Here is a 17212-nt window from a genome sequence, read left to right on the forward strand (position 1 = left end):
TGAACGGCGACCGCGCGGCGACCGAAGTCCGCCTCACAGCGCCGGCGGCTCGCCGCGCCCGATCACGATCTCCTGGCCCTCGACGTCCTCCAAGGCGGCGACGCGGCCGCCGATCTCGACGCGCCCCTCGTCGGTCTCGACGACGAGCGAGGCGACCTCCTCGGTGTCGACGAACGCGACGTCGACCACCTTCCCGCGCACCGTCACCTCCTCGCCGGTCTCGATGTCGCGCCCCTCGACCGTGGCGTAGAACTCCTCGCCGTCGAACTCCCGCACGTCCTTCACGGCGCGGCGGATCGAGGCGTAGCGGCGCGGGAAGGGCCGCTCCGCGCCGTCGGTGGCCAGCGTCTCGGCGGTCGTCCACAGGACGGTGCCGAAGAAGCCCGAGACGAGGAAGCCGAGCGCGGAGCGGTTGAAGATGACGCCGTAGCGCTCGCGGTCGTCGCGCAGCGCGTCTTGCGTGGCGTACACGGAGTACTCGCCGTCGCCGACCGCGAGGACCGGCGTGGTGATCCCGCGGCGGGCGCGCGCGATGGTCGCGACCTCGAGGTAGTCGAACTCCGCCGGGTCCGGCGCGTTCGACGCGGGCGTGACGAGCAGTTCGACGCTGACGCCCGCCGCGACCTTCGCGGCGAGCTCGTCGCGGAACCGCCGGAGGAGGCCGGGCGTGAGCGACACCGCGAGCTCGTACTCCGCGTTCTCGATCACCTCCTCGATGTACCGGAGGATCGTCGAGCGCGACTTCACGAGCGACACCGCCTCGGTCTCCCTGGTCGGCGCGGTGTAGCGGGCCTCGAGTTCGTCGACCATCTCCGTGAACGACGAGCGGAGCTCGCCGAACGCGTCGTCGGGGTCGACGGCCACGATTTTCATCGGTCGGGACTCGCGGAGCTCGACGAGCCCGCGGTCCGAGAGGCTCCGGACCGTGTCGTACACCCGCGGCTGCGGGATGTCGGTCCGGTCGGCGATGTCGCTCGCCGTCAGTTCCCCGTGTTCCAACACCGCGAGGTACGCGTCGATCTCGTACTCGCCGAGGTTGAACCGGTCCCCGACGCGGTCGAGGGTGTCCCGGAGATCGTCTGTCATAGTCCGACGAAGGGGGGCGGGGATTATAGCTTTTTACTATGAGTCGAGTTGTACGCGTTTTCAGAGTTCGCTCCTCCACCCCCGCGACGACCGACCGGTCACAGATACATCCGGTCGTCGCTCCCCTCCGGCTCCCGCTCTTCGATCCGCTCGGCGAGGTCCTCGTAGCGCCGCCGGATCTCCTCCGCGAACGCCTCTAAGTGGGTCGCGTCCACGCCGAGGTCGTAGGTCGCGTTCGCCGTGTCGACGAGCGGCACCGCGGCGCTGACGTTCAGCGCGCTCGGGGGCGCCGCGCTCGCGCTCTCCGCCCGGGGCGTCCGCAGGGAGAAACGCTTTTTCGGATGGCCGTCCGCGAGTCATCATGGTCTTCCCGGAGGTGACGCCGATTGTCGGGGTCGTCTCCCGGCTCGCCAGTCTCGGCTCTCGGCTCGCCGAGCTGCCAGGAGCGGGGCTCCTCACCGTGGTCGCCTCCGTCGCGGTGGGCGTCGTCCTCGCAAACTTCCTGGTCCGGCTGATCGGTCGCCCCGTGGCGCAGCGGGTGTCCCGCCAGAGCGTCGCACAGACGATCGTCCGCGGCGTCCGGGCGGGAACGATCGGGGCCGCACTGCTCGTGGGACTGGGCGCCGCCGGGTTCCAGTTCGCCGACCTCCTCCTCGGGACGGCGGTGTTCTCGGCCGTCATCGGTATCATCCTCGCGCCGCTTGTCGGGAACTTCATCAACGGCGTGTTCGTCCTCGCCGACCAGCCGTTCGAGATCGGCGACATGATCGAGTTGGAGGACGGGACCGCCGGGTTCGTCGAGGACATTACCATCCGGTACACGAAGATCTTCACCGTCGACAACACCTTCCTCGTCGTGCCGAACGGGACGATGCGCGAACGCGACGTGACGAACCTCTCGGCCGAAGACGAGCGGACGCGCCGGTCTATCGACGTGCTGGTCACCTACGAGAGCGACATCCCGGAGGCGCGGCGGCTGATCGAGATGGCGGCGCGCGACTGCGACGCCGTCATCGACGGCGGCCCCGACATCCGGATCGGCGTGGCCCGGTACATGGCGGGCCCGGACTGTCGGCTCCACGAGTTCGCGGACGACGGGATCCTCCTCCGGCTGCGGTACTGGGTGAAGAAGCCGTACAAGCTCGCGAAGGTCCAATCGGACGTGAACACCCTGATCCGCGAGCGCCTCGCCGACGCGGACGTGGAGATGGCGTACCCGCACCGGCACCTCGTCTTCGACGACACGTCGGGCGTCGCCCGCGTCGACGCCGGGAGCGAGGCGCCGAGGGCCGTCGACCCCGACGCGCCGGCGGCAGATGCGTCGGAGGTCGGCGACGGCCCGGGCTCGGACGCCGCCGGCGACGGCGCCGCCCGGGGCGGCGTCGACTCCGAGCCCGACCGCGGCGACGTGAGCGGCGGCGGGGCCGGGTAACCGAATCGGAAGCCTGATAGAGCGCCCCCGGCGTGTTACGGCAGTGAGCGACGAGCCCGCTGCCGACTCCGACGGCTCCTCCGCCGACGGTTCGCCCGACGATCCCTCCGGCGACCGGCCGGACGACGTCGTCGCCGGGCCGTCGAGCGGTCCCGACGACGACGGTCCCCTCGACGACGAGTCGATCACCGAGGGGAGCCTCCTCCGCCCGCTGTTCCGACTGGCGTGGCCGATCGTCGTCATCCAGCTGCTACAGGTCACGTACAACATCGTCGACACCCTCTACCTCGGCCGGCTCTCCGCGGAGGCCGTCGGCGCGATCAGCCTCGCGTTCCCGCTCATCTTCCTGCTGATCGCGGTCGCCGGCGGCTTCACGACCGCGGGCGCGATCCTCGTCGCGCAGTACACTGGCGCCGACGGCGACGGGTCCGCCGGCCTCGTGGCCGGACAGACCATCTTCACCGTCTCGGTGCTGTCCGTGCTCATCGGCATCGGCGGGTACTTCTACACCCGACCGGCCCTGGAGATCCTCCCGAGCGACGCCGACACGGCCGCCACCGTGATCCCGCTCGCGGCCGACTACATGGAGGTGATATTCGCCGGGATTCCCCTGATGTTCGGGTTCTTCGTCTTCTCGGCGCTGATGCGCGGCTACGGCGACACGCGGACGCCGATGGCGGTCATGTTCGCCTCCGTCCTGTTGAACGTCCTGCTGGACCCGTTCTTCATCTTCGGGTTCGACGGGAATCCGCTGTTCCAGTGGCTGGCCGCGGTGCCGGGCGTCGCCGCCCTCGACCCGGTCGCGCTCGAGGCGAGCCTGCTCTCGGCGACCGGGATCACCGGGTTCGGGATCCAGGGCGCCGCCCTCGCGACCATCCTCTCGCGGGGCGTCGCGACCGCCATCGGAATGTGGATCCTGTTCGGGACCGGCTACGGCCCGAACGTGACCGTCAGCCACCTCGCGCCCGACCTCGACTTCATCCGGGACATCTTCCGGCTCGGCCTCCCGTCCAGCGTCGAGCAGACGACGAGCGCCCTCGCGATGATCACGCTGACCGCGATGATCGTCACGTTCTCGCCGCCGGTGGTCGCCGCCTACGGTCTCGGCAACCGCCTCATCTCGCTCGTCTTCCTGCCCGCGATGGGGCTCGGGCGCGCCATCGACACGATGGTCGGGCAGAACCTCGGCGCGGACCGCGCCGACCGCGCCGGCAGGGCGGTGAAGTTCGCCGCCACGACGGGCGCGGGCGTGATGTTCCTCGTCGCCGTCGTCGCCGTGGCGTTCACCGAACCGATCGTCGGGGCGTTCCTCGGCGACGTGCCGGACGCGCCGGCGACCATCGGCCACGCGGTCGACTACGTTCGGATCCGGTCGGTCGAGTTCGCCTTCATCGGCGTCTCGCAGGTAATCTTAGGCGCGTTCCGCGGCGCGGGCAACACGAAGACCGCGATGGTCATCTCCATCGTCACCCTCTGGGTCGGCCGGGTCGCGAGCGTGGCGTACCTCGTGTTCGTGGCCGACTGGGGCGAGACCGGCGTGTGGGTCGGGATGGCGCTCGGGAACGTTCTCGGCGCGGCGGTCGGCGTCGCGTGGTTCTCGCGGGGGACGTGGACCGACCGCTACATCGACGATCCGGACCCCGGCGTCGACCCCGTCGGCGACGACTGACCACGCCGGGACCCGATCCCCCGTGCGCTCAGTGCCTGAACAGGTAGACGGCGTCGTCGTCGCGGAGCAGACAGAACCGCGCGCCGTCGTTCTCGGGGAACGTGGTCCCCGCCTGCCGCGTGACGAAGAGCCGCGAGAAGACGTCGTCGCACACGGGACACGCCATCGCTTCCCTGTTCTCCCAGAGGCTCGTCCGGCCTGAGTCGCGGAGCTGTTTCAGTTCGTGGCGGTGGTCGTGGACGTCGAAGCCGGTCATGGAGGGAGGTTCGGCGGGCGGGTGTTCAACGTGTCCTCGCGAGTCTCAGTTCGGAGAACGCGCGCTTGGCTAGGGGCGCCGAGGGGGCGCGGCGCCGGTCAGCCTTCGAGGCGCATCGGCTGCGCTTCTCCGTAAGTGAGCGTCCGCCACACCCACTCGACCGGGCCGAACCGGAAGTGGCGCAGCCAGAGCACCGAGAGCGGCACCTGAACCGCCCAGATGGCGACGACGATCCCCATCGCCTCGACGCGGCTGACAGAGCCGAACAGCCCGAGGCCGTGGCCGTAGAATATCGTCGTCGCGATCACCGTCTGGAGCAGGTAGTTCGTGAACGCGGTCCGGCCGACCGCGGCGAGCGCGCGGGTCACGAGCCCCTCGCCGCGCCGCCGGACGAACAGCGTGACGAGGCCGACGTAGCCGCCGGCGACGAGGAGGCTCCCGACGTAGTTGAACTGCCGCCAGTACAGCGCGGCGCCCGCGCTCCAGTCGTTCGCCTCGACGTAGGCGACGCCCGCGACGACGATCGCGACGCCGACGACGCCGCCCGCGACGAGCCGCCGGTAGAACGCGGTCGAGCGCTCGGCGGTCAGCACGCCCCGCTTGTACAGCGCCATCCCGAGCAGCATCACGCCACCGACCCGCCAGAAGCTCGACCCGATGAACCCGCTCGTCTGTCGCTGGAGCGAGGAGTCGACGCGGTGGCTCATCTGGTCGATCCACCCGCCGCGGTAGGCGGCCACCTGCTGCCGTATCGCGGCCTCCGAGGGCATCCACTGGCCGGCGATCGCCTCCCCGCCGATCGACACCGCCGCGAACAGTTCGATCGCGGGGACGAAGAGAAGGAAGATCCCCGCGAGGCCGGCGAGCCGGCGCGCGTCGAGGTCGCGGACGAAGAGGAGGAAGATCCCGGTCAGCCCGTACGTGACGAGGATGTCGCCGTACCAGAGCAGGTACGCGTGGAGGAGTCCGATCGCGATCAGCACCGCGGTCCGGCGGAGGTGGAGGCGGACGGCGTCTTGGCCCTTCTCCGCTTTGCTCTCGATGAACAGGAGGACGCCGGCGCCGAACAGCGCCGAGAAGACCGTGATGAACTTCGACTGCGCGAACACGTGGCCGACGAACCACGCCCAGTAGTCGATCCCGGTGAAGTCGCCGTACACGTTGGGGTTCAGCAGGGTCTGCTCCGGCATCGAGAACACGCGGATGTTGATGACGAGGATGCCGAGCAGCGCGAACCCCCTGAGGGCGTCGAGGCTGGTGATCCGTTCGGAGGGCGGCGTCGGGCCGGGGTCGCTGGTCACGAGTTGTCGCCGGGAACGGTCCCCAACACCGAATAGGTTCCCATCGCGGATGCCGTCGCCCGCCGGCCGACCGGTTCGGGCGGGGCGCGGTCAGTCCAGTCGGACCGCCGCGCCGGCCTCCGAGGACCGGTAGATGGCGTCGATGACGCGCTGGACGCGGAGCCCCTCCTCGACGGTGTTGATCGCGGGCGCCTCGCCCGCCGCGACCGCTTCGAGGAACGTCGCCTGCTCGGCCGCGTGAGCGTCCCCCTCGCGCGTCTCCACGCTCGCGTCCGTGAGGTGGTGGCCGCCGCCGACGCCCGCCTCGTGGACGGTGAGGTCGTCGCTGCCGCGGTCGAACGTCGCTCCCGCCTCGGTGCCCCGGACGACGAACTCGTCGGTCGCCGGGCGGTTCGTCGCCCACGCGACCTCCAGCGACACCGTGGAGCCGTCGGCCGCGCGGATGAACGCCGAGGCCGAGTCGTCGACGTCGAACCCCTCCGGCCCGGCGTCGTCGCCCCACATGTGGACGTACGCGTAGTCGTCGCGGCCGCCGAACTCCGAGCGCGTCTCGCCCGACACCTCGACGACCTCGGGGTGATCGAGGAAGTAGAGCGCGAGGTCGACCGCGTGGACGCCGATGTCGATGAGCGCGCCGCCGCCGGCGACGTCGGCGGAGGTGAACCACGACCCGCGCCCGGGGACGCCGCGCCGCCGCACGTAGTTCGCCTCGACGTGCGTGGTCTCCCCGAACCGCCCCTCGTCCTGGTAGTGTTTGATCACCCGGACCGGCTCCGCGAACCGGTTGTTGAACCCGACCATACAGAACCCCTCGGCGTCGCGGGCGGCGTCGGCGATGCGCTCGGCGCTCGCTACCGTGTGCGCCAGCGGCTTCTCCAAGAGCACGTCGAGGCCGGCTCCCAGCGCCGAGGTGGCGTACTCCTCGTGGAAGCGGTTCGGCGTGGTGACCAACACGGCGTCGCACTCCTCGTAGAGGGCCGCCTCGTCCTCGTACGCGGGGCGGCCGAACTCCTCGTGGAACCGCGCGCGGGCGTCGCCGTCGATGTCCATGCCGCCGACCAGATTCGCGCCGCGCTCGACCAGCTTCGTCGCGTGGTGGGATCCGATGCCGCCGAGGCCGACGATGCCGACGGCGATGTCGTTCGGATGCGTCATGGGCGGAATTCACGACGGGTGTTGTTAAGACTCACGTCCGGGTGAACGCGGTGGGACTCGGGGAGTCGGTCGATCGAGTCCCGGTCACAGGGGGTCCGCGAGAGCCGCGGTCACGCCGTCGGGACCGCGACGAGAGCGGTCACCGCGGCGTCGACGAGCGCCGTCGCGGCGTCGGTCACCGATGGCGTGATTCCGAGTGCGGTCGTCACGGCGTCGACCGCCGCGGGCGACATCGAGTCGACGACGTCGAAGAGGCCGCCGAGCGAATCGGCGCTCTCGACCAGACCGTCGCGCGCGTCGAGCAGGGCCCGGAACTGCTCCGGTTCGCGGGCGATCACGAACCGGCCGACGACCGCGGTGGTCCCGAGGAACCCGAGGAGCGCGAGCGCCCGCGAGACCGCGAGCAACTTCAACAGGACCGGGAGCGCCAGCCCGAGGGCGAGCGCGGCGACGACACCCGTGACGAGTTCGCCCAGCGAGCCGCCGTCCGCGAGGTCGACGACGCCGGCCCCGGAGAGGAGGACGAACCCGCCGACGAGGAGGGCCAGCGACCCCCACACGAGCAGCGCCAGCAGGCGGACGGGACCGTCGTATCCGCCGCCAGCGTCGTCCGGCACGTCGTCGTGGACCCACGGGTTACGCATACGCGCAGTCGGGAGCAGACCCAGATATAGTTCGCTTCAGATCTCGGAAACGCTCGCCGTGAAACGGAGCGGCTACTCGCCGGGGCGAGGGCCGGTCATCCACTCGCTCGCCTGCGGTTCGCCCGGGTCGGTGACGACCTCCACGAACGCCGGTCCCTCCCGGATCCGGGCGCGCTTGACGGCGTCGCCGACCGCGTCGCGCTCGCGGACGCGCTCCGCGGGCAGCCCCATCCCGGACGCGACCGCGACGAGGTCGAGGCCGGTCTCCGCCCAGCCGTAGCTCCCGGCCGAGAAGTCGTACGAGCGCTCCGCCTCCTCGCTGATGATCGCGTAGTCGTCGTTGTTGAGCGCGACGACGGTGACGTCGATCCCCTCGCTCGCCAGCGTGTGGAGCTCGTGGACGCACATCATGAGCCCGCCGTCGCCGGTGAGCGCGACGACGTCGCGCTCCGGGTTCGCCAGCTTGGCCCCCATCGCCGAGGGGAGCCCGGTCCCCATCGTCGCCCACGAGCCGGGGTTGACGTACGACCGCGGCCCCGCGGCGGGGAACGAGACGAGCGTCCACAGCCGGAACCCGCCCGCGTCGGCCGTGACGACGGCGTCCTCGGGGACCGCGTCGCGCACCGCGGAGAGCACCTCGACGGAGCGGAGCGGATCGTCGGAACCGCGGTCCTCCGAGAGCGCGGCGAACCGATCGCGGTCGGCCGCGCGGACGGCCTCGGCGCGCGCGGCGCCGGCGCGCTCGCGGCTCGCCGGGGGCTCTCCGTCGAGCGCGCCGTCGAGGTCGCGCAGGAAGCGGTCGGCGTCGGCGACGACGCCGAGGTCGGCGTCGTAGCCGAACCCCACGTCGTCGCCGTCGAGCGTGACGTGGATCAGCGTCTCCGGCATCGAGACGGACCACGAGGCGGTCGCGACCGCGTCGAGGTCGGAGCCGACGACGAGGCCGACGTCCGCGCCCGCGAGCAGGTCGCGGAGGTCCGCGCTCGCGCCGCCACAGAGGACGCCGGCCGACAGCGGGTGGGTCTCGGGCAGCGTCCCCTTCCCTTTGTACGTCGTCACCACGGGAGCGTCCAGGGTCTCGGCGACCGACCGGAGCGCCTCGCTCGCGCCCGATCGCCTGACGCCGCCGCCCACGAGGACGACCGGCGTCGCCGCGTCGGCCAAGCGGTCCGCGGCGTCTCGCACCGCGTCCGGGGGCGCGGTCGGCGGCGGCGAGGGGTCGCGGTCGCCGACGGCCGGCTGCGGCGTGCGGCTCGCGAGCACGTCCTTCGGGATCCCGACGCGGACCGGCCCCTGCGGGTGTTCGCGCGCGGTGCGGATCGCCTCGACGACCGCGGGGACCGCGCCCGCCGGCGAGTCGACGAGGACGTTCTCCTTGACGACTGTGTCGTACGTCTCCGGCGGCGTCTCGTGGATGCCGTCGCCGCCGCGGACCGACCGCTCGGTCTCCACGGCGAGGTGGAGCAGCGGGACGCAGTCGTTGAGGGCGTTCTTCAGCCCGTTCATCGCGTTGGTGTCTCCCGGACCGGGGACGACGCAGGTGGCCGCCATCGCGCCCGGCTCGCTCGTCTCGGCGTACCCCCACGCCTGATGCGGGACGGCCGTCTCGTGGCGGGCGACGACGAACCGCGCGTCGCGGTCGGCGAGCGCCCGGTTCAGCGGGAGCGTCTGCTTGCCGGGGATACCGAAGACGGTGTCGACGCCGCGGTCGAGCATGGCGTCGACGACCGCCTCGGCGACGGTCGGGGGCGGGTCGTCGGGCGCGGTCGGATCCGCCGCGGGCGAGGGCTCGTCAGCGTCCATGTCGCGAAGTCGCCGGAGTGCGTGTTGAAATCTTCGCCCGGCGACGGTATGTGGTCGGGTCCGGGGCGTCGGCGATGACGCGAAGGGAACCCCCGAGGGACGCGACGACGCCCCGCGGTACATACACACTTATCCTCACGTGCGTTGTCATATGGTATGAATGCGCTTACCAGAGACGCGGGACCTGTTCGCGAGGAAGTTAGAGTTTCCGGCGCCCCGGAGTGAGGTACTGGAGACGGTCGGTGACACGACGCTGTCGCCGCCGGACGGGGAGTCAACGACGATCCGGGCGGTCGTCGACCGATCGGACGTCGAGACGTTCGACTCGGCGGACGACCTCTACGACACGCTGATGATGCTCGTCGGCGCCCAGTTCATCGGCCGTCGGTACTACGACGACCGCGGCGGGATGCCGGGCGACGAGGAGAACGAGGTGAGCTTCTGATGTCCGTCACGCTCGTGTCGGGAGTCAACGGCGTCGGCCTCTCCAGCGTCTGTCAGGCGGTTCGACGCGGACTCGGCGACGGGTACAAGCTGATCAACTTCGGCGACGTGATGCTCGAACAGGCGGCGGCAATGGGCATCACGACCGAGCGGGCCCAGCTCGGCACGCTCTCGCAGACGGAGACGCGTCGCCTCCAGCGTCGCGCCGGCGAGTTCGTCGCCGAGGAGGCGGCGACGACGAACGTGATCCTCTCGACGCACCTCGCGGTCGAAACGCAGACCGGCTACGTCCAGGGGCTCCCGGTCGAAGTGCTCGAAGACGTCTCGCCGGACGCGTTCGTCCTCGTGGAGGCGGAGCCGTCGACGATCCTCGAACGGCGGCGGGAGAGCGACCGCGACCTCGACGGGGTCACCGAACGGCAGATCGACTTCGAGCAGGACCTCAACCGCTCCGCGGCGCTCCAGTACGCGAGGGACCAGAACGCGCCCGTGCGGTTCGTCGAGAACGAGGGAGCGATCGGAGCGGCGGCCGAGAGCCTGGCGGACTCGCTCTGACGGGCCGACTCGGGTCTCCCCGGACCCCCGGCGAAAGGGACCGCGCCTCCGGTCACTCCGCGACGTTCGTCTCGCGGACGCGGACGCCCTTCCGGCCGAGGTGGCGCATCTGCCGCTGGGCGAACTCCTCCTCGCTCGACCCGCGCGTCGCGAGGACGTAGACGAGCGCGGAGCCGGTGGGGCGCATCGTCCGGCCGGCGCGCTGCGAGCCCTGTCGCCGGGAGCCACCGAGCCCGCTCGCGACGACCGCGAGTTCCGCGTTCGGGAGGTCGATCCCCTCGTCACCGACGCGGGAGACGGCGAGCACGTCGAGGTCGCCGTCGGCGTCCTCGTCGGTGTCGTCCGTCGCGCGGAACCGGCGGAACAGCTCCGCGCGCTCGCGGTGCGGCGTTTCGCCGCTGACGAACGGGACGCCGAGCGCGTCGGCGATCGCCTCCCCGTGGTCGAGGTACTCGACGAAGACGAGCGCCTTCTTGTCGCGGTGCGCGGCGAGCAGGTAGCGGATCTCCTCGACCTTGGCGGGGTTCTCGGCCGCGAGCCGTCTGCGCTCCCGCCCGTCCGCGGCCGCGTACTCGTTGCGGGCCATCTCCTCGCGCCACGGGACGTACCGGATCTCGACCTCGGGCTCTTGGACGAAGCCGGCCTCGAACAGCGCGTCCCAGTCCGCGCCGATGGGCTGACCGATCAGGGTGTATATCTCCTCCTCGCTGCCGGTCTCGCTGACGGGCGTCGCCGAGAGCCCGAGCCGGTGCTTGCTCTGGAGCTCGGCGGTCCGGGAGTAGACGGGGGCGCTGACGTGGTGTGCCTCGTCGAAGCAGATCAGCCCCCACTCGCGGGAGTCGAAGAGGCTCCGGTGGCGGTCCATCCCCGCGATCTGGTAGGTCGCGATCGTGACGGGGCTGATGTCCTTCGTCCCGCCGTGATACAGCCCGATGTCCGCCTGGTCGACCGTCGAGTGGTCGAGCAGCTCCTCGCGCCACTGCTCGGCGAGTTCGCGGGAGGGGACCAAGATGAGCGTCTCGCCCCCGACCGCGGCGATCGTCGCGATCGCGGCGACGGTCTTGCCGGAGCCCGGCGGGCCGACGTACACCCCGGACTTGCGGTCGAGGAACGTCTCCACCCACGTGGCCTGGTAGTCGCGGAGGTCGGTCGTGAGTTCGATCTCGACGGGGTCGCCCGTCTCTAAGTCGCGGTCGTCCTCGACGGGGTAGCCGGCGTCGTAGAGCGCGCGCTTGACCGCCGCGACCGCCGCCTCGTTGACCCACGCCTCCGTGTCCGAGATGGGCGCGCGGAGGTGGTCGTCGTCGAGGTGCTGGTCGGCGACGTTCCCCATCAGGTTCTCCGAGGCGGCTTCGAGGACGACGTAATCGTCCTCGTGGGTGTACAGCCGGAACCGGTGCGCGCGCCGCCACTGGTCGCGCACCCAGTCTTCGAGGTGGTCGTACCGGCGGGGCAGCACCGAGCGGAGCGCGCCGACGAGCCCGTCGTCGTCGTCGAACGGCGCGGCCCACACGTCCTCCTGCCGGATCCGATAGAGGTAACCGCGGGTCCCCGGCTCGGTGCCGGTGGTGTCGACGAGGTTCGCGAACTGCGAGAGCCGCGCGCGGGTGTACTGGGTAGGTCGGTCGACGACGATCTCGCGGCGCTTCGGGAAGACCACGACGCGCTCGCGGCTCGCCAACGCCCCCCAGTCGCGGGGGTAGAACACCACGGGGTCGGCCTCGACGTCGAGCCGGTCCACGTCGCCGCGGTCGACGAGCGCGGCGAGCGCGTCTCGGGCCGCGGCCTGCGAGGTTCCGAGTCTGCGCGCGACCTCGCTCGCGGTCGTGACCGGCCGCTCCTCGGCTTCGAGCGCCTCGTGAAAGCGGTCGAGTGAGATGTCGTCGTCGGATTCGGCGGCATCGTCGCCGGCGGGGCCGTCGCCGGTGTCGTCGGTCATCACCGTCGCTTCGACCGCGAGGCGGAAAGGGGTAGCGTCACCGGGCAGGCGGTCCGAGCGGCGACGGCGCTCGACACAAGGCATATACGAGAGCTTCGAAAAACGCTCGACCGCATGTTAGACGCCGAATTCCAGGTGTGTACCGAGTGCGGTAACCTCCACATGGAAGGCGGTGCGGCCCCGGACTACGTGGAGGAGTGCGCGGCGTGCGGCGGCCATGTGACCGACGTCGAACTCGACGACTTCATCGGATTATAACCGACGCCAGAGAGTCGTCCGAGCCGATTCCGCGTCCGAGACGGCGATCCGGTCGGCTAGTTATCAATAGCTGCTACCGTCGACACGCACACCGCCGAAGCCCCGGTCGCGAGGCGGGGGCACGCTCGTTGCGGTCCTCAGTCGCTCGCTTCGCTCGCTCCTTGCGGTCCTTATCTCGCCTATCCCCGCCTCGCGACTGCCCCTTCGAGTCCCGCCACCGCACCGCAGATTCACGGCCGAGCGGTATTCGTCGCTCGACAGTTGTGTATAAATGGATACGTCGGAGCTCGACCGCTACCGTCCGGGCGACCGCTGTCGACACCGCCGCGACGTGATCCCCTCCTTCGAGCGGAACCGGCAGCCGCACTCCGTACAGCGCACGAACGGCTCGCCGGGCTCGGTTTCGAGTCGATGCTCGCCCACCTCGAACGGGCGGGTAACCGTTCGGGGGCGGATCCGGTCGGGAATCGGCGTCGCGGCCGACTCGCTCAGCGCGGCCCGCACGGCGATGGTGTCGACGTCGACGCCGTCCCACCGCGGGGCCTCTAACGCCGCCTCGCGGTCCGCGACCTCGGTCCAGCCGGTGACGACGACCGGAGAGTCCGTCTCGGTGTCGCTCACGACCACGACGAAGCGGACGCCCCCCTCGACGAGGGCGAACCGCCAGCCGTCGGTGCTGTTCCACCGCAACTGACCCTCCCGGATCGCGTCGCTCACGGTGCGTGTCGACACGTACCGACCGGGCTGTTCGAGCCGCTCGCGGAAGTGGTCGGTCAGCGCGTACAGAGAGGGGTCCCGGACCGGCGGATCCTCCGGCGTCCGGGCGGCGGCCTCCCCGCCGTGCGGCGGGTCGACCGACCGATAGTCCGCGGACCGATCGGTTCGTCCGGCCCGAGCGCGGCGGCACGCCGGCGACTCCGGCGGGGACCGGTGTCGCGCGTCTGCCTGCCGGCTCGCTGCGGCGGTCGTGGAGGCGGTCCGACGCTCCGTCGATCCGGGCCCGAGGGGCTCCGCGTCCCCCGACCCGCCCTGTCGGGATGCCACTACGACACCCTACCGAGCGCGCTCTTAAGTGTGTTACGCCGACACAGAGGCCGCGGTCCCCGCGGCTTCGAGCCGGGAGGGCGGCCGGAGGTCCGCGCCGTCGACCTCGCCCGTCTCGGCGGAGGACTCGGCCTCGTCGAACGCCCAGAGGCCGGCGCCGCGTTCCCTCGCGTCCGCCTCGGCGGCCGCGTACGCGTCGCGTTTCGCGAACTCGGTGTCGTACAGCCGGGCGTACCCCTCGGTCAGCAGGCGCTCGTTGAAGTCCTCGCCGTCGACGTACAGCACCGCGAGCAGGCGCCCGTAGCCGCCTCGGCGGTCGCCCCCGGTCACGACCGTGACCTCCTCGCCGGCGAGTTTCGACTCCGCGAACGCCGACGCCTCGCCGCCCCACGTCGCGAGGTGCGTGCGTCCGGCATCCGTCTCCGGGATGCCCTCGAACTCGGCGGGGGAGGTCGACTCCGCGCTCGTCTCGGGCGTGTCGACGCCGAGGAGCCTGACGGTGTCGACCTCGCCGTTCGGGAACTCGACCTCCATCGTGTCGCCGTCGACGACGCGGACGACGGTGCCCGTCCACGCCGTGTCGGCCGTGTCGTCGGGGTCGACGCCGTCCGGATCGGCGGGCGGCGAGTCGAGGGCGGTGGGCTGCGAGCCGGAGCCCGTGTCCGGGACCGGCGCGCCGGCGCAGCCGGCCAGTAGGACGAGGGTGACGAGGGCGATCGGCCGCCAGCGAACGCTCATAGCGACTTGTAGCCGGGAGCCGTGAAAAGTCGGGTGGTGGCGGCCCTGCCGTCACGCTCGGCCGCGATCGAGCGGTTTCGCTGACCGATACACGCGGGAGTTTCCGTCCCGGTGATCCTGAAGCGTGGGAGGAAGGGATCGAGGAGACCGACGATATGAGCGAGCTAATGACGACCGGCGAGGCGCTACACGCGGCGGTGGTTGACCGAGAGGGCGTCGACGAGGTCGTTAGCGAGCACACCGAGGAGCGGACGCTGGCGTTTGTCTGATCTACTATTCAAAAATTGATTCTTCTCTTTAGTCTAATCCGAGGATTCCCGCAACGATGGTTGCGAGCAAGAGCAACGCAATCACCGCGGCGGAACCGCCGGTAAACGCGGGAGTGGAAGCTAATGCCGACTGAATGTCGACAATACCGGCCACCAGAGGCCCCGCGATAATTATGAGGACAAAACACCCTACTATTAGCCGAGGATCAATCTGACCTCGATCTGTTCCCTGCTGGCTGTTATTTTCTCCACTCAACCCAAGTTCAATTGTCGATCTTTCTTGTCTATCTGACATCGACATATCGAAAAAGGGCACACGGGCCTAAAAATAGAGAACATCTTTTACAGGCCCTCAAACCCCGGTTTATGGCGATAAATGGGGGTGTGGATGGTCATACACACCTGTGTCAATCATTTTTATTCCACGTTTGCTTATACTAGAGTATGCGGAGGCTTCCGGAGGAATTTCACGAAGAGTTTGGTCAGAAGGGAGATACCTTCTTTGAAATAGCAGAATTGCTATACTATCACCCTGACCGTCAGTACACCCAGCCTGAACTTGCCGAGATGATAGGCTGTTCGACCACAGCAATCAGTGGCCATATCAGAGATATGGAAAAGTCTGATTGGCTCTTTCGTCGAGAAAATCAGACAACATTTAGCTGGAATACCGACGTCCGCAATCCTGCTGAAACCGAAGGAACAACAGCGATTAGAAGCTTCTACAGGGATACCTGGGTGTTATTGAAAAAGCACTCTAAAACGGTTCCTGGAGCCTTTGCGTTAATCGGATTCACTATGCTTCTCGGTGGCTTGGTTGTCTTCGCTTTCTACGTCGGGTTTTCATTGAGCATCACACAAGACTCCGGAGTACCACCCGTAATTTACGCTACAATTGCGTTAGGCTCGTTTCTAACGGGGCTTATCGTATCATTCCTGTCGCCTATACAGGCTGTAATTAATAGCTTCGTGTGGCGCTACCTTCCATCCAGCTGGTTTCGAGATGATTAGTTGTCACATCACATTTCGATCCTCAATATAACTGGATAGATAACTCGCTTCCATACTTGATCCAGCGGCGTTGAATATGACGTCATATGCTCGATCACGTCGTCGAGCGCGACCAGTAGGCCGATGAACGCGAAGCCCGCGCCCGTCGCCGGGTAGTACGGCCAGATCGACGCGAAACCGAACAGCGACAGCGCCACGCCCACGTAGCGGTGGTGCGACCCAACACGGCCGAATTAATCTCGCGCCGAGAATATAGGCGTCAACCACTCGCTGTCGCTCACGAGTGTTGAGGTTCAATCCCCCCTCGCCGAGACAGTCCGGGCGTGCGGCTCGCTTCGCTCGCCGTTCCGGGCTGTGACTCGTCTGCTCAATTCGGTCCGTGAGACTTCTGACTGCTCACGTTGTTCGCAACAGAAGTCCGCCCTCCCCGAATTGAACGGGGGACAAGTCGATCTACAGTCGACTGCTCTACCAGGCTGAGCTAAGGGCGGTTACCGAAACATAGCCGCCGGATTCGACTTAAGGGTTCCCTTTCAGAACAGGTGTGATCCGCCGTACCGCAGCGCGGATCGACCGACTCGACGGCCGCCTCGCGCCGCGTTCCCGTCGCGCCGCCGCGCGGCAGTTAAGTCGCTCGCGGCGGGAGCGAGGGCATGGCCGACGGCGACGACAGACAGGCGACGTTCGGGTCGGACGGGAGCCTCGAAACCGAGACGACGCCGGACGCGACGGGCGAGAACGACTTCGGCGAGGAGAAGGAGCCGAACGAGACGGACGGCGGGTACAGCCGGTACGTCGTCTCCAGCCTCCTCCAGAAGGCGGTCCGGCGCTCCGACGAGGAGGTCGCGGCGTGGGCGGCCTGGGAGCTGGCCCGCTCCGGGTACGCCTGGAACCTCTGGGACCGCCTCAACCTCTACGTCGTCGAGGACCTCCGCGCGGGCGACGAGGTCGCGCTCCTGATCGACCGCTACGAGGAGCTCGCCACCGAGCGCTGGGAGCCGGACGCGTGGAAGGGCCGCCTCTGTGCGATTCACGCCGCGCTCGCGGCCGCCCGCGCCCGCTCAACCCGGGAGGCGTCGAACGCGGACGCCTACTTCTCCGCCGTCGCAGAGGTCCGCGCCGAGGCCCGCGAGCGCGGCGAGGAGCCGGCGCACGACTTCCCGGTCGGTGATCTCGAACCGGAGGGCGAGTTCGACGCGGTCTTCGACGGCCACACCGGCGAGGGCTCGAAGCGCGGGCGCGGCACCCGCTTCTTCAAGACCCACGGCGCCCGGGTCGGGCCCGAGGGCGAGGACGACCAGAGCGCGCGCTGGCAGCGCCTCGCGATGATCCTCGACGAGGACACCGAGTACGAGGCCGACGAGCTCGACCGCGCCGTCGAACCGGTCGACCCGAACGACCCGTGGGGTGAGCCCGGCGATGAGAGCGGGGGAGGAGACGGCGACGGGGAAGGCGACAGGAACGACGGCCAGGAGGGTGATCGGAACGTCGGTCAGGAGGGCGACGACGCTCCCGACGGCTCGCTCGACGATTTCGGGGCGTAAATCGCCGGGTCCGTCGTCGGCGCGTCGTCGCCGCAGCCGACTCGTCTCGGCCCGTCCCGTCGAT

General features: G+C 69.4%; 17 protein-coding genes, 1 tRNA gene and 1 pseudogene. 7 read left to right on the forward strand and 12 right to left on the reverse strand.

All coding sequences use genetic code 11. From position 1 onward, the window contains the following. Positions 1-33: 33 nt before the first annotated feature. Complete coding sequence (gene trmB / locus EXE50_RS03485) at positions 34-1086, reverse strand: HTH-type sugar sensing transcriptional regulator TrmB (protein WP_053772613.1); 1053 nt, start codon at positions 1084-1086, stop codon at positions 34-36. Between the two features lie 98 nt (positions 1087-1184). Then, positions 1185-1364, reverse strand: a pseudogene (locus EXE50_RS03490) (proteasome assembly chaperone family protein); the annotation flags it as partial. Positions 1365-1447: 83 nt separating this feature from the next. On the opposite strand from EXE50_RS03490, the gene EXE50_RS03495 reads away from it, so the two are divergent. Further along, positions 1448-2518, forward strand: coding sequence for a mechanosensitive ion channel family protein (locus EXE50_RS03495; protein ID WP_137704382.1), 1071 nt, complete (start codon positions 1448-1450; stop codon positions 2516-2518). Between the two features lie 43 nt (positions 2519-2561). Further along, positions 2562-4187, forward strand: coding sequence for an MATE family efflux transporter (locus EXE50_RS03500; RefSeq protein ID WP_137704383.1), 1626 nt, complete (start codon positions 2562-2564; stop codon positions 4185-4187). 28 nt (positions 4188-4215) lie between these two features. Here EXE50_RS03500 and EXE50_RS03505 read toward each other — a convergent pair whose 3' ends face one another. From EXE50_RS03505 to EXE50_RS03525, 5 genes are all read right to left on the reverse strand, one after another. Continuing rightward, positions 4216-4443: a hypothetical protein gene (locus tag EXE50_RS03505; RefSeq protein WP_053772616.1), complete on the reverse strand. Its 228-nt coding sequence runs from the start codon at positions 4441-4443 to the stop codon at positions 4216-4218. A gap of 98 nt (positions 4444-4541) precedes the next feature. Beyond that, positions 4542-5744 carry a DUF418 domain-containing protein gene (locus tag EXE50_RS03510; RefSeq protein WP_053772617.1) on the reverse strand — a complete coding sequence of 401 codons (1203 nt, stop codon included), beginning with the start codon at positions 5742-5744 and terminating at the stop codon, positions 4542-4544. 90 nt (positions 5745-5834) lie between these two features. After that, positions 5835-6899 carry a Gfo/Idh/MocA family protein gene (locus EXE50_RS03515; RefSeq protein WP_137704384.1) on the reverse strand — a complete coding sequence of 355 codons (1065 nt, stop codon included), beginning with the start codon at positions 6897-6899 and terminating at the stop codon, positions 5835-5837. Positions 6900-7009: 110 nt separating this feature from the next. Continuing rightward, positions 7010-7543: a hypothetical protein gene (locus EXE50_RS03520; protein ID WP_137704385.1), complete on the reverse strand. Its 534-nt coding sequence runs from the start codon at positions 7541-7543 to the stop codon at positions 7010-7012. A 72-nt stretch (positions 7544-7615) separates the two neighbouring features. Beyond that, positions 7616-9346 (reverse strand): thiamine pyrophosphate-binding protein, encoded by a 1731-nt coding sequence (locus EXE50_RS03525; RefSeq protein ID WP_137704386.1) that lies wholly within the window; start codon positions 9344-9346, stop codon positions 7616-7618. A 160-nt stretch (positions 9347-9506) separates the two neighbouring features. Here EXE50_RS03525 and EXE50_RS03530 point away from each other — a divergent pair, with 160 nt between their 5' ends. Beyond that, positions 9507-9791: a DUF5789 family protein gene (locus EXE50_RS03530; RefSeq protein WP_053772621.1), complete on the forward strand. Its 285-nt coding sequence runs from the start codon at positions 9507-9509 to the stop codon at positions 9789-9791. Further along, the gene (locus EXE50_RS03535; RefSeq protein ID WP_121600632.1) at positions 9791-10345 is read left to right on the forward strand and encodes an adenylate kinase; all 555 of its coding nucleotides are present in this window, start codon (positions 9791-9793) and stop codon (positions 10343-10345) included. Before EXE50_RS03530 ends, EXE50_RS03535 begins: the two co-directional genes overlap by 1 nt. Positions 10346-10397: 52 nt before the next feature. Here EXE50_RS03535 and EXE50_RS03540 read toward each other — a convergent pair whose 3' ends face one another. Next, positions 10398-12284: a DEAD/DEAH box helicase gene (locus EXE50_RS03540; protein WP_137704387.1), complete on the reverse strand. Its 1887-nt coding sequence runs from the start codon at positions 12282-12284 to the stop codon at positions 10398-10400. 114 nt (positions 12285-12398) lie between these two features. Here EXE50_RS03540 and EXE50_RS17305 point away from each other — a divergent pair, with 114 nt between their 5' ends. Beyond that, a complete protein-coding gene (locus EXE50_RS17305) occupies positions 12399-12542 on the forward strand; it encodes a hypothetical protein (protein WP_167551923.1) in 144 nt (47 codons plus the stop codon). 294 nt (positions 12543-12836) lie between these two features. Here the strand turns inward: EXE50_RS17305 and EXE50_RS03545 are convergent, their stop codons facing one another. Further along, a complete protein-coding gene (locus EXE50_RS03545) occupies positions 12837-13586 on the reverse strand; it encodes a hypothetical protein (RefSeq protein ID WP_053772624.1) in 750 nt (249 codons plus the stop codon). Between the two features lie 33 nt (positions 13587-13619). Next, positions 13620-14324, reverse strand: coding sequence for a thermonuclease family protein (locus tag EXE50_RS03550; protein ID WP_137704388.1), 705 nt, complete (start codon positions 14322-14324; stop codon positions 13620-13622). Between the two features lie 713 nt (positions 14325-15037). Here EXE50_RS03550 and EXE50_RS03560 point away from each other — a divergent pair. Beyond that, entirely contained in the window at positions 15038-15604 is a 567-nt protein-coding gene (locus EXE50_RS03560; RefSeq protein WP_137704390.1) for a MarR family transcriptional regulator, read from the forward strand. A gap of 8 nt (positions 15605-15612) precedes the next feature. Here the strand turns inward: EXE50_RS03560 and EXE50_RS03565 are convergent, their stop codons facing one another. Both EXE50_RS03565 and EXE50_RS03570 read right to left on the reverse strand, forming a co-directional pair. Beyond that, positions 15613-15807, reverse strand: coding sequence for a hypothetical protein (locus EXE50_RS03565; RefSeq protein WP_137704391.1), 195 nt, complete (start codon positions 15805-15807; stop codon positions 15613-15615). A gap of 214 nt (positions 15808-16021) precedes the next feature. After that, positions 16022-16095 (reverse strand) — tRNA-Tyr (locus tag EXE50_RS03570). Between the two features lie 162 nt (positions 16096-16257). Between EXE50_RS03570 and EXE50_RS03575 the strand changes: the two genes are divergently transcribed. After that, positions 16258-17148, forward strand: a complete 891-nt coding sequence (locus EXE50_RS03575; RefSeq protein WP_121600637.1) for a hypothetical protein — start codon at positions 16258-16260, stop codon at positions 17146-17148. The last annotated feature ends 64 nt before the right edge of the window (positions 17149-17212 follow it).

It is taken from the genome of Halorubrum sp. ARQ200, from assembly GCF_005435115.1.
Lineage (GTDB): Archaea > Halobacteriota > Halobacteria > Halobacteriales > Haloferacaceae > Halorubrum > Halorubrum tropicale.

Bases quoted from the DNA above. Each gene is read 5' to 3' on its own strand.
- EXE50_RS03535 (WP_121600632.1), top strand. From the start codon at position 9,791: ATGTCCGTCACGCTCGTGTCGGGAGTCAACGGCGTCGGCCTCTCCAGC.
- EXE50_RS03505 (WP_053772616.1), bottom strand. From the start codon at position 4,443: ATGACCGGCTTCGACGTCCACGACCACCGCCACGAACTGAAACAGCTC.
- EXE50_RS03495 (WP_137704382.1), top strand. From the start codon at position 1,448: ATGGTCTTCCCGGAGGTGACGCCGATTGTCGGGGTCGTCTCCCGGCTC.
- EXE50_RS03575 (WP_121600637.1), top strand. From the start codon at position 16,258: ATGGCCGACGGCGACGACAGACAGGCGACGTTCGGGTCGGACGGGAGC.
- EXE50_RS17305 (WP_167551923.1), top strand. From the start codon at position 12,399: ATGTTAGACGCCGAATTCCAGGTGTGTACCGAGTGCGGTAACCTCCAC.
- EXE50_RS03530 (WP_053772621.1), top strand. From the start codon at position 9,507: ATGCGCTTACCAGAGACGCGGGACCTGTTCGCGAGGAAGTTAGAGTTT.
- EXE50_RS03540 (WP_137704387.1), bottom strand. From the start codon at position 12,284: ATGACCGACGACACCGGCGACGGCCCCGCCGGCGACGATGCCGCCGAA.
- EXE50_RS03525 (WP_137704386.1), bottom strand. From the start codon at position 9,346: ATGGACGCTGACGAGCCCTCGCCCGCGGCGGATCCGACCGCGCCCGAC.
- EXE50_RS03515 (WP_137704384.1), bottom strand. From the start codon at position 6,899: ATGACGCATCCGAACGACATCGCCGTCGGCATCGTCGGCCTCGGCGGC.
- trmB (WP_053772613.1), bottom strand. From the start codon at position 1,086: ATGACAGACGATCTCCGGGACACCCTCGACCGCGTCGGGGACCGGTTC.
- EXE50_RS03520 (WP_137704385.1), bottom strand. From the start codon at position 7,543: ATGCGTAACCCGTGGGTCCACGACGACGTGCCGGACGACGCTGGCGGC.
- EXE50_RS03560 (WP_137704390.1), top strand. From the start codon at position 15,038: ATGCGGAGGCTTCCGGAGGAATTTCACGAAGAGTTTGGTCAGAAGGGA.
- EXE50_RS03550 (WP_137704388.1), bottom strand. From the start codon at position 14,324: ATGAGCGTTCGCTGGCGGCCGATCGCCCTCGTCACCCTCGTCCTACTG.